This is a genomic window from Pseudomonas grandcourensis, assembly GCF_039909015.1.
Taxonomy (GTDB): Bacteria; Pseudomonadota; Gammaproteobacteria; order Pseudomonadales; family Pseudomonadaceae; genus Aquipseudomonas; species Aquipseudomonas grandcourensis.
In genome coordinates this window covers 4237201-4248750 of the sequence record NZ_CP150919.1, presented here as the reverse complement: position 1 = coordinate 4248750, position 11550 = coordinate 4237201, and the positions used below count along the sequence as shown (strand labels likewise).

Annotated in this window: 8 protein-coding genes; 4 read left to right on the top strand and 4 right to left on the bottom strand. The window is 62.3% G+C overall.

Annotated elements, in window-relative coordinates; all coding sequences use genetic code 11:
- Positions 1-169 precede the first annotated feature (169 nt).
- Positions 170-2143 (bottom strand): alkyl sulfatase dimerization domain-containing protein, encoded by a 1974-nt coding sequence (locus AABM52_RS18925; RefSeq protein WP_347907446.1) that lies wholly within the window; start codon positions 2141-2143, stop codon positions 170-172.
- Between the two features lie 137 nt (positions 2144-2280).
- On the opposite strand from AABM52_RS18925, the gene AABM52_RS18920 reads away from it, so the two are divergent.
- From AABM52_RS18920 to AABM52_RS18905, 4 genes are all read left to right on the top strand, one after another.
- A complete protein-coding gene (locus AABM52_RS18920; protein ID WP_347907445.1) occupies positions 2281-2949 on the top strand; it encodes an ABC transporter ATP-binding protein in 669 nt (222 codons plus the stop codon).
- A gap of 1 nt (position 2950) precedes the next feature.
- Entirely contained in the window at positions 2951-5422 is a 2472-nt protein-coding gene (locus AABM52_RS18915; protein ID WP_347907444.1) for an FtsX-like permease family protein, read from the top strand.
- Positions 5412-6485, top strand: coding sequence for a lipocalin-like domain-containing protein (locus AABM52_RS18910; protein ID WP_347907443.1), 1074 nt, complete (start codon positions 5412-5414; stop codon positions 6483-6485). Before AABM52_RS18915 ends, AABM52_RS18910 begins: the two co-directional genes overlap by 11 nt.
- Before the next feature lie 132 nt (positions 6486-6617).
- Positions 6618-7196, top strand: a complete 579-nt coding sequence (locus tag AABM52_RS18905) for a hypothetical protein (RefSeq protein ID WP_347907442.1) — start codon at positions 6618-6620, stop codon at positions 7194-7196.
- A 360-nt stretch (positions 7197-7556) separates the two neighbouring features.
- Here AABM52_RS18905 and AABM52_RS18900 read toward each other — a convergent pair whose 3' ends face one another.
- The 3 genes from AABM52_RS18900 to AABM52_RS18890 all read right to left on the bottom strand — a co-directional run bounded on the left by AABM52_RS18900 (position 7557) and on the right by AABM52_RS18890 (position 11480).
- Positions 7557-8936: a VOC family protein gene (locus tag AABM52_RS18900; protein WP_347907441.1), complete on the bottom strand. Its 1380-nt coding sequence runs from the start codon at positions 8934-8936 to the stop codon at positions 7557-7559.
- Positions 8937-9046: 110 nt separating this feature from the next.
- Positions 9047-10003, bottom strand: coding sequence for an alpha/beta fold hydrolase (locus AABM52_RS18895; RefSeq protein WP_347907440.1), 957 nt, complete (start codon positions 10001-10003; stop codon positions 9047-9049).
- Between the two features lie 22 nt (positions 10004-10025).
- A complete protein-coding gene (locus AABM52_RS18890) occupies positions 10026-11480 on the bottom strand; it encodes an NAD(P)/FAD-dependent oxidoreductase (RefSeq protein ID WP_347907439.1) in 1455 nt (484 codons plus the stop codon).
- Positions 11481-11550 lie beyond the last annotated feature (70 nt).

The following is an 11550-nucleotide window of genomic DNA, read 5'->3' as shown; positions in this document are numbered from 1 at the left end:
CAACGGATATGTACACCCACAAAAAAATCATCGCCCGACACAAAGCCATCGCGAGCAAGCTCGCTCCCACAGGGAACCAGGCTGTTCACAGCATGTGTGAACGACACAAATCCAGTGTAGGAGCGAGCCTGCTCGCGAAGAAGGCGACGCGGTTTCCCGCGTCATCCGGTCAAGGGGTGACGATATTGAACTGCGGCGCAAACGTATCGAGGCTGCTCATCAACTCCCCGAGCTTCTTGCCATTGCCCTGCAACTTGATCAGGCCTTTCTGCATCGCCGTCGGGATATCCAGTTGCTTGAGGCTGATCTGTTCCAGGGTGGCCTTGCTCATGGTCACGCTGGCATCTGCCTGAGCGTTGAGCCCAGCACGGTGGGTCAGCACGCCATTGCGCAGGGTCAGGTTGAAGTCCTTGTTCAGGTCATCGAAGGTCCAGTTCAGGGTCAGGTCATGGCCTACGGCCTTTTCACTGTCCAGGCGCACCGCCAGGAAGTCGAAGAACATCTGCGGGCTCATCGCCCGCACCATGTCCACGGATACCGACGTGCCCGCGTTGGGTGGCACACCGTTGCGCAGTTCCATGGCACCGGTCAGGTACATGTTGCGCCAGGTGGCGTTTTCACTTTGATAACCCATTTGCTCCAGCGCCTGGGCCTGGGCTTTGCGGGCGTCGCCGTTGTCCGGGTTGGCGAACAGCACCTGATTGCCCAGTTGCGCGGCCCAGCGGTATTCACCCTTGGCCATTGCCGCCTGCATTTTTCCCAGCACCGCCGCTTCGCCGCCCATGGCTTCGACCGAACGCTTGGCCGTTTCCACGGGTGGCAGCGGATTGAGGTTGGCCGGGTTACCGTCATAGAACCCCATGTAGCGCTGATACACCGCCCGGGTGTTGAAACTCAGTGAGCCGTAGTAGCCACGGGTGTACCACTTCTGGTCGAGGCTGCCGGGCAGTTTCTTGATCTCGTCGGCGATTTCCAGCGGTGTCAGGCCCTGGTTCAGCAGGTGCAGGGTGCGGTCATTGAGGAAGGCGTACATGTCGCGCTGGTCGGCGAGGAAGGTGCGGATGCGTTCGCCACCCCAGGTCGGCCAGTTGTGCTGGGCGAATAACACGTCACTCTTGTCGCCGTAACGCGCCAGGCTGCCGTCCAGGTACTCGGCCCAGGCCTTGGCGTCACGCACTTGGGCGCCGCGGGGGGTGAGGATGTTGTGCATCATTTGCGTGGCGTTTTCCGCCATGCACAAGGCGCGCAACTGCGGCAGGTACAGGTTCATCTCCGCCGGCGCCTCGGTGCCCGGGGTCAACTGGAATTCCACGTCGAGGCCGGCGATGGTGCGGGTTTCCAGTTCCTTGTCGATCAGGTCGGTGGGCGGGATCAGGGTGACGGTGCCGCCGCTTGGCGAGCTTTTGCCCAGTCCCGCGTCTACCTGGCCGTGATCACCACGGGGCAGCAGGCTGCCGAACTGGAACTGCGCGCGGCGGCTCATGGCGGTGCCGGCATAGACGTTCTCGCTCATCACGTGTTCCATGAACCCGGCGGGGGCGAACACCCTGACCTTGCCGGCCTTGACGTCGGCTTCGTCGATGACCCCGCGCACGCCACCGAAGTGGTCGACGTGGGTGTGGCTGTAGATCACCGCCACCACCGGTTTGTGCGGACGGTTCTGGTAGTACAGGTCCAGCGCTGCCTTGGCGGTTTCGGCCATGGTCAGCGGGTCGATGATGATCAGCCCGTCGTCGCCTTCGATGATGGTCATGTTCGCCAGGTCAAGGCCGCGCACCTGATACAACCGAGGGCTGACTTCGAACAACCCGGCATGGGCGTTGAGCTGGGCCAGGCGCCAGAGGCTCGGGTTGACCGACTCCGGAGCCTTATCCTTGGCGAGGAAGTCATAGGCCTGGATATCCCAGATGACCTTGCCCGAGGCGTCCTTGACCTGGCCCTTGAACGGCGCGATCAGGCCCTTGGTGACCGACTCGTAGTCGGTGCGGTCGGTGAAGGGCAGCTGTTGCAGCACCGCGGCGTTACTGGCCGTGGTTTGCGGGCTGGCCGCGACCGGTGCATCGGCGGCAACCACCGATTGCGCAAGGCAGGCAGTGATCAGGCAAGCGAGCAGCCCACGAGGGCTCAAGGTGAAACGAGGCATGGCGTCTCCGCTTTTTATCGTTATGGTCAGATCAGCTTCGAGGGTAGGGCGATGGCCGGTCGGGGCCATGATCGTCAGCGGACAAAAACCATTCAGGGCCGCTATCCTTGGGCCAGGCATATCCAGCAGGTTGACCCATGCTTGAAGTCCATGGCGTTTTCAAAAGCTACCCCACCCCGCAGGGACCGCTGCCGGTGTTGCAAGGCGTCGACCTGACACTCAGGCCCGGTAGCAGCCTGGCGCTGATGGGTGAATCGGGCAGTGGCAAAAGCACCTTGCTGCACCTGATCGCCGGGCTGGACAAGGTCGATCGCGGCAGCATCCGCAGTGGCGAGCATCGCCTGGAACAGATGAATGAAGGGCAACTGGCGAACTGGCGCCGTACGGAAATCGGCCTGGTGTTCCAGCAATTCAACCTGATCGGCAGTCTGCGGATCGAAGACAACCTGGCGATTCAGGCACGCCTGGCGGGGCGCCATGACCCACGCTGGCAGGCGCATCTGGTGCAACGCCTGGGCCTGGGGGAGTTGCTGCGGCGTTACCCGGAGCAACTGTCCGGCGGCCAGCAGCAACGGGTTGCGCTGGGCCGGGCGCTGGCATCGCGCCCCCAATTGCTGCTGGCCGACGAGCCCACCGGCAGCCTCGATGAAACCACCGGCGCCGAGGTGTTGCAGCTGCTGCTGGAATTGCTCGACGACAGTCCCACCAGCCTGTTGATGGTCACCCACAGTCCCGGCGTGGCGGCACGGCTGGCGGAAAAAGCCATGCTGTGCGGCGGTCGTCTGGCCGGTGCGGGCGACCGCTGACATGCGCATCTTTGGCGAAACCCTGCGCGCGCTGCTCAGCCACTGGCGGCGGCACCCGGTGCAGTTTTTCAGTGTGCTGACCGGGTTATGGCTGGCCACCGGTCTGTTGACCGGCGTCCAGGCACTCAACAGCCAGGCCCGCGACAGCTATGCCCGCGCCAGTCAGTTGATCGGCGGCGAACCCCAGGCCAGCCTTGGTGCGCCCGGTGGCGGTACGTTCCCCCAGCAGTGGTTTATCGATCTGCGCCGCGCGGGGTGGCCGGTGTCACCGGTGCTGCAAGGCCGGGTCACGCTCAAGGGGCACGAAGAGCAGCGCTTGCAGTTGATGGGCATCGAGCCGGTGTCGCTGCCGGCGGGCGCGGCGGTGGCCGGGCAGGCCCAGGCGATTGAACAGGTGGTCGGCTTCTTCAGTCCGCCGGGCAGTACCTGGATATCGCCCCAGACCTTGCAGGCACTGAGTTTGCACGAGGGAGACCGGCCACAGAACCTGGCGGGCGTGGCACTGCCGCCGCTGCAGGTGCAGGACGACATGGCGCCCGGCGTGCTGCTGGTGGACATCGGTTTTGCCCAGCAGATTCTGGGATTGCCGGAGCAACTGTCGCGGCTGCTGTTGCCGAAGGATTTCACCGCGCCGTTGCCGGAGCCGTACAAGGGGCAACTGCAACTCAAACGCGCCAGCGAAGAAAACAACCTGACGCGCCTGACCGAAAGCTTCCACCTGAACCTCGATGCCCTGGGGGTGCTGTCGTTCGTGGTCGGGCTGTTTATCGTGCACGCCGCCATCGGGCTGGCGCTGGAGCAACGGCGAGGCCTGCTGCGAACCCTGCGTGCCTGCGGAGTGAGTGCGCGGATGCTGATCGCTTGTCTCGCCGTCGAATTGGGTGGGTTGGCCCTGATCGGCGGTGTGGCAGGGTTGGTCAGCGGCTACCTGCTGGCCGGCGTGCTGTTGCCCGATGTCGCCGCCAGCCTGCGTGGCTTGTACGGCGCCGAAGTGGCGGGGCAGTTGAGCCTCAGTCTGTCGTGGTGGTTCAGTGGTATCGGCCTGAGTCTGATCGGCGCGTTGCTGGCCGGGACCAACAGCCTGCTGCGGGCGGCGCGTCTGCCATTGCTGGCGCTGGCTGACCCGCAGGCCTGGCATCAGGCCCATGCACGCTGGTTGCGGCGCCAGGGTTGGGTGGCGGCATTGACCGGGGTAATCGCGCTGCTGGCGTTGATCTTCGGCGACAGCCTGGTCAGTGGCTTCGTGTTGACAGCGGCGCTGTTGATCGGTGCCGCGCTGGCCTTGCCGGTGCTGCTCAGTGCGCTGCTCAGTCTCGTTTCGCTGCGCAGTCGCTCGGTGCTCGGCCAGTGGTTTGTCGCCGATTGTCGCCAGCAACTGCCGGCCCTCAGCCTGGCGTTGATGGCGCTGCTGTTGGCCATGGCGGCGAACATCGGTGCCGGCAGCATGACCGCGGGCTTTCGCCAGACCTTCAGCGACTGGCTCGAACAACGGCTGACGGCCGAGCTTTACCTCAATCCACAGAACCCGGCCCAGGCCCGGGAGCTGCACAGCTGGCTCGACCAGCAGCCGCAACTGGCGGCGGTACTGCCCAACTGGCAGGTTTCGATCCAGTTGCAGGGTTGGCCGACGGACCTGTCGGGGATCATTGACCACCCGACCTATAGCCAGCACTGGCCGCTGCTCGAAGCCTTGGGCGATACCCCTTGGGAGCGACTGGCCAAGGACGATGCGGTGATGCTCAGCGAACAACTGGCCCGGCGCCTGCACGTGCAACTGGGCGATCACCTGACACTGCCGACCCCCACCGGCCCGTGGTCGCCGCGGATCGTCGGCATCTACGCCGACTACGGCAATCCCAAGGGCCACATTCTGGTGAACATCAACCACCTGCTGCGCGGTTGGCCGCATCTGGCACCGAGCCGCTTCAACCTGCGTATCGAGCCGGGGGCGATCCCGGCGTTCGTCACGGCGCTGCAGGCGCGTTTTGCCCTGGACGACAGCCGCATCGTCGATCAGGCGCGGCTCAAGGGTTGGTCCACGCAAGTCTTCGAACGCACCTTCGCCGCCACCGCCGCCCTCAACAGCCTGACGTTGTGCGTGGCCGGGGTGGCGCTGTTCATCAGCCTGTTGACCCAAAGCCAGAGCCGTCTGGGGCAACTGGCGCCGCTGTGGGCGCTGGGCGTGACCCGTCGGCACCTGATGTTGCTCAACCTCGGGCAAACCTGGCTGCTGGCGATCTTGACCCTGGTGCTGGCGTTGCCGCTGGGCATCGCCCTGGCGTGGTGCCTGGACACGGTGATCAACGTGCAGGCCTTTGGCTGGCGCCTGCCGTTGCGGGTGTTTCCATGGCAACTGTTGCAATTGATGGGGCTGGCGCTGGTGGCGACGTTACTGGCTTCGGCCTGGCCGTTGTACCGTTTGTACCGCACGCAACCGGCGGACCTGCTGCGGACATTTGCCCATGAAGATTAAAGTCGGCGTGTTGCTCCTGGCGCTGCTGGCGAGCGGTTGCGATCAACCGGCACCGGAGCAAAAGGGCTTTGCCGGACTGGGCAACCAGGCCGCCGCGTTCACCCCGGTGGTACCCGGTCGGGTGTTCAGCTTCCCGGCGGATCATGGCCCTCACGACGGCTTTCGCATCGAATGGTGGTACGTCACGGCCAACCTGAAGGACGATCAGGGCAATGAGTTTGGCGCGCAATGGACCTTGTTCCGCAGCGCGTTGAAAGCCAGCCCCGAGGTGGCGGGTTGGCAGAATCAGACGATCTGGCTCGGTCACGCGGCGGTGACGTCGGCGACGGCGCATCATGCGGCCGAACGTTATGCCCGTGGCGGCGTCGGTCAGGCCGGTGTCAGCGTCGCGCCGTTCAATGCATGGATCGACGACTGGCAATTGCGCAGCCAGGCGACTGCCGACGATCCGTTGGCCGACGTACTACTCAGTGCCCGCGACCGGCGTTTCGGCTACCGGCTGCGGTTGACCTCGACAGGGCCGCTGGTGCTTCAGGGGGACCGGGGCTTCAGCCAGAAATCCGAACAGGGCCAGGCCTCCTACTACTACAGCCAGCCGTTTTTCCAGGCCAGCGGCACCCTGGAAATCGACGGCAAGACCTTTCAGGTCAGAGGCCCGGCCTGGCTCGACCGGGAATGGAGCAGCCAGCCTTTGACGAGCAACCAGACCGGATGGGACTGGTTCTCCCTGCACCTGGACAGCGGCGAGCAGGTGATGCTGTATCGCATGCGGCAAAAGGACGGTGAGCCTTATCTCACCGGCACCTGGATCGACGCCGGGGGGCAGACACAATTGCTGCACGCTGGCGACATCAGCCTCACACCGCAAGACACCGCCCGTGTTGCCGGGCGCGCGATGCCCATTCGCTGGTCGATCAAGATCCCCGCCAGACACCTCGATATAACCATTACCGCACTCAATCCCCAGGCCTGGATGGACTTGCGCATTCCGTACTGGGAAGGCCCGGTGCGCCTCAGTGGCAGCCATGCAGGGCAGGGCTATCTGGAAATGACCGGGTACTAGGCGCTCGTGCAAGGAAAATCACCGCTGCGGCGCGACCACTCGCAGAACAGCGTCTATGCTCACTCGCACACATGGCGTTGAGCCCGGTTTCAACGCCGTCTGTTGCCATCTATCACAGGGAATGTTCTGCCTATGAAACGCCACGCACTGACCAAAGCCATCGCCCTCGCAACCTTGCTGTCTGCCGCCAGTTTCGGCGCGGTTGCCGCCGAACTACCGTTGTCCGAAGTTGTGGTGGTTGATCAGGTCGCCACCAAAGTCGTTTCGGTAGATACCGCGAACCATATAGTGGTCCTGAAAGGCCCGCAGGGTAATGAATTCCCTGTGCAACTGACCGAAAAGGCGAAAAACCTCAAAAATCTGAAGGCCGGCGACTCGGTCGACATCAGGGTTACCAGCGCCGTTGCAGCCTACCTCGACACTGATGTCGACAAAGGCCTGCCCGGCACCGCGGAAGCCACCGGCGAAGTGCGCGCAGCGCCAGGTAGCGCCAACCCGGGCGGCGAAGCTTATCGCCAGGTGAAAGTGCAGCTGAAAATCACCCACATCGACCTGAAGAAACACCAGGTGACCTTCGAAAACCCGGAAGGCAAGTCCAAGACCGTCGACGTCAAGCGACCTGAAGTCCAGGCCAAACTCAAGGACTTGAAAGTCGGACAAAGCGTCAACGTGGTTTATACCGACATATTGACGGTGACCAGCAAGCACTGATACCGAGTAATAGCTCTATATGGGCTGATTGTTTTTGTGCAAGTTTTGTATAGGAATAATCAGCCCATAATGGTCGAACTGGTGAGTTTGAGCTGCCGTGTTGCATAGTATTTAAATCGACATCTTGTTAAACATTGTGTCGATAAATTTCATCTTTGCGGCACGGACATATTAATCCGCTTCTACTAAAATACTTTCCGTTCGCCCAGTGTCAGGGCTCTTTACCAGTGCATGGATTGCCGAGGCCATTGCACTGGGCGAACACTTTGTTTGCTGCATTGAAAGTTTTGGATATAAAAAAGGGCGACCTGCAGGTCGCCCTTTTTTATTGAGTTGTAACAAGTCATTCAGTCATTCTTTTTAATCGGTCAGTGCGGCGAAACACTGTTCGATCGAACGCCGCTGGCTCTCGGCGTACAGTTCCAGCTCATCGATCGTCGAACGCCCCAGAGCTTGTTCGAAGGCCTGCTGGTTGGCATGGGCGCCGTAACGGGTTTGCGCCGCGTCCCCCAGGTTTGACTGAAAAATCCCCGCCGCACTGACGGGCAGGAAGTCTTCGTACACCAGTGGTTCAACCCGTAGGCAATCGCTGCTGATCAGTTCCTCCAGAGAGGCGTTTTTCAGGTCGCCCGCCGCCAGGCCTTGTTCCGTCACGAAGTAGCGGAAGTAAGCCAGGCCCTGTTGGCGCATGCCTTCCCAGTTGTCAGGGAACTCGCTGAAATGCTGCGCCATCAGGGCGTTGTAGCGCGCGGCGTTGGCTTCGTTGGGGAAGTCCTTGAGTTCGTCCCGTGCGGCATTGAGCAAGCGGTCGTAGAGTGCGCGGCCTTTGGGCGTGAGGGCGGCACCGCGCTGTTCGATCTCGCCGAAACGGGCACTGTGGCTGCCGCGCGCCTCGCTTTGATCGGTGAAGGCAATCGGCTCGTCCAGGGCCTTGAAGCTGGTCTGGCGCAGCAGGATCGGGCACTGGCGGCGAGGCGGGCCTTCGATCACCGCTTTGGGGGTGATGCCATGGGCCGGCATCTGCGCCTGGACGATGTCGATGTCCAGGGTCCGCGGTGTCAGGTGGTTGATGTGTGGGCCCTTGAATGCCACCACGTCGGCGATCAGGCGATGCTGGGCGCTGAGCTGTTGATACTGTTCGGCGGTGACGGTGGCGCTGTGGTGCCAGCGGAACGTTTCCAGTGCCTGTTCGACGAACGCCTGGGCTTCCTGTTCGGTCAGGCCACCCCGGGATTCGGCACGTTCGATGAGCGTCAGGGCCGTTGGGGTGAAGATCGAACGCTGGTCGAGCATCGACTGGGCGAACGCGCGCAGCTCCAGGTCTTCGATCAGTTCCAGACGCAACAGTGAGGTGAATACCCGGAACGGGCTGACCTGCAGCGACGCTTCATGCACCGCGCGAAACGCCGTGGAATGCACCGGCACGCCGGCTGGAGTCAGGTCGTAGTAACCCACCGGTTGCATACCCATCACCGCGAACAGGCGGGCGAGGGTCGCCAGTTCATCGGCCGTACCGACGCGGATCGCTCCATGGCGTTCCAGGTCCAGGCGTTCGATTTCGCCGGTGCTGGTGAGCTGCCGCAGGATTTGCCCATCGCTGTCCAGCACGTGACGGTTGGTCTGTTCCACTAGCTCCATCAATGCGCCGTACAACGGCACTTCCTCGCGGTACATGTCGGACATCGCTTTGGAGAAGCGTTGGCGGATCAGGTCAGGGCTGACGAAGTTCGGGTGGTTCATGAACAGGATTCCTGGCGCGGTGACGTAAAGGATGGACAAAAGATCGCAGCCTTCAGCGACGCCGACAAACGAAGTTTCTGACGAACTTCATTCTGCAAAAGACTGAATGTCTAGTGAAGTCGTTGATCCTGTGGGCTCTCCGAGCGCAGCGATGCCAAAAACTCGCGATACAGGCGCGCCGAACCGTATGGCGCTTCCACCATGGGCATGTGCCCGATGGCGTCCCAGATATACACGCGCAGGTCGGCGATGCCCTTGCTCCAGACTGCCACGCTGCTGACATCGATCAGCCGGTCCTTGCGCCCCCACAGCAACAGCGCCGGGGCGGTGATGTCGGGCAGGTGCGGTTCCATCGGCGGGCTGGCGCGAAATTCGCGGAAGATTTCTTCCAGCTCCTCCCGGGACTGTTCATAGCGCTGGGCGACGGCATCGAGTATCAGCTTCGGTACCCAGGGCGGCGAAGCCATGGTCATGGCGTAGAAACGCTGGAATTCTTCCCGCGAATGAATCAGGAACGGGTTGTGGCCCTTGGCCAGATGCCGCTCAAGGTCACTGGGTTCGGGCGCGGTGACCCCGGCCGGGTCGATCAGGGCCACGGACACAATGCGCTCCGGATACGTGGCCGCGAGCCAGGCCGCCATGTAGCCGCCCATGGAGTTGCCGATGACATGGACTTTCTCGACCCCGCACACGTCCAGCAGCTGGATCATGCGCTTGGCCTGCAGCGGGATGTCGTAGCCGCCGCCCGCCTTGAAGCCGGTTTCGCCATGGCCGGCGATGTCCGGGATGATCACCCGATGGCTGCCGACAAAGTGCCGGGCGAAACGCAGCCAGAGGTTCTTGTCGGCGCTGAAGCCATGGAGCATCAGCACACTGCTGGTGGCCTCGTACGGCCCGCCTTGCCAGGTCGAGACGGTCATCTCGGGGATGGGCACGACGATCTTGTGCAGCCGGTACAACTTGGCCTCGGCCGCCATGCTCAAGTCATAGAGCCAGTAGCCGATGGCCGGGTAGGTCAGCCAGCTCCAGGCAACGAACACTGCGAGAACGACGAACAACAAAAGCATCACGCGTCTCCCTTCTATCTGCTCAGGACAAAATGTGATCGGCGGGTTTCAGCGCTCGGGTCAAGCGATGAAAGCTGAAGCTGAATCCCGGAAACATGGCAATCACATGACCGCTCTTGCTTTGATACCAACTGTGGCAACCACCGGACTTCCACACGGTGCGTTCCATTTCCCGGTGGATCATTTCAGTGTAGGTACGTTCCGCCTCATGGCGAACTTCGATGCTGCGTAAACCTTGAGTCTTCAAGGTGCGAATGCAATCGAGGATGTAATTCATCTGGGATTCGATGATGAACAGGGCCGAGGTGTGGCCGATGCCGGTGTTCGGCCCGGTGACGATGAACAGGTTGGGGAAGTCGGGCAGGGCGGTGCCGAGGTAGGCCCGTGGGTACTGCGCCCAGACCTCCTTGAGACGGGTGCCGTTCTTGCCCGTTACCGGGTAGGAAATCACCCCGTCGGTGGCATCGTAGCCGGTGGACCAGACGATCAGGTCCAGGTCGATGTGCTGGCCGTCCAGGGTAACGATGCCGGTTTCATCGATGGACGCGATGCCTTGCTCGCGGCTGTGCAGGGTCACGTTACTGCGCGCCAGTGCCGGGTACAGCGTGCTGGACAGGATTACCCGTTTGCAGCCGATGGTGTAGTCCGGCGTCAGCTTGCGCCGCAGTTCGGCGTCCGGCACCTGGCGTTTGAGAAAGCGCAGGGCCTGGCGCTGGACCATGTGCACGGCCGGTTTCGAATACTTGAAGGCAATCACGCGGGTTTCGAACTGCCAGTAAATCCCCCAGCGCAGCAGCTTGTAGGCCGGCTTGAACCCCAGCAGCCAGCGCTGGAAACGGCCAAAGCGGCGGTCAGCCCGGGGCAAGACCCAGTGGGGCGTGCGCTGGAACACATGCAAGTGCCCGACGTCCGGGGCGATGGCCGGAATCACCTGGGCCGCACTGGCGCCGCTGCCGACGATGGCCACGCGTTTTTGCCGGTAGTCGTAGTGGTGATCCCAGTTGTTGGTGTGGAACGTCTTGCCCTGGAAGCGTTCCTGTCCGTCGAAGCGAGGGACCACCGGTTGACTCAGCGGCCCGGTCGCATTGATCAGGAACTGTGCGCAAAAGGTGCCTTTATCGGCGGTGTACACCGTCCAGCGTTTGTTGGTGTCGTCCCATTCGACGCGCTCGACATTAGCGTCCAGTTCCACCTTGTCCCGCAGGCCGAAGTGTTCCACCACGTGGCGGGTGTAGCGGTGCAGTTCGGCCTGTTCGGCGAACATTTGCGTCCAGCGATACGGGGCGAAAGACAGGGAGTACAGTGGCGAGGGCACGTCGACTGCCGCGCCGGGATAGGTGTTCTGGCACCAGGTGCCGCCGAAGAAATCCCGCCGCTCCAGCAGGCGAAAATCATCGATGCCGGCCTTGAGCAAATTGATTGCTGCACATTGGCCGCCAAACCCGCTGCCGATGATCAATACTTGAAAGGTCTGCATGGGCCTCCTCTTATGGTCATCGATCAACCCCTTCTTTCATGTATAGCCGTTTCCGGGGCGAGGCTTTTGC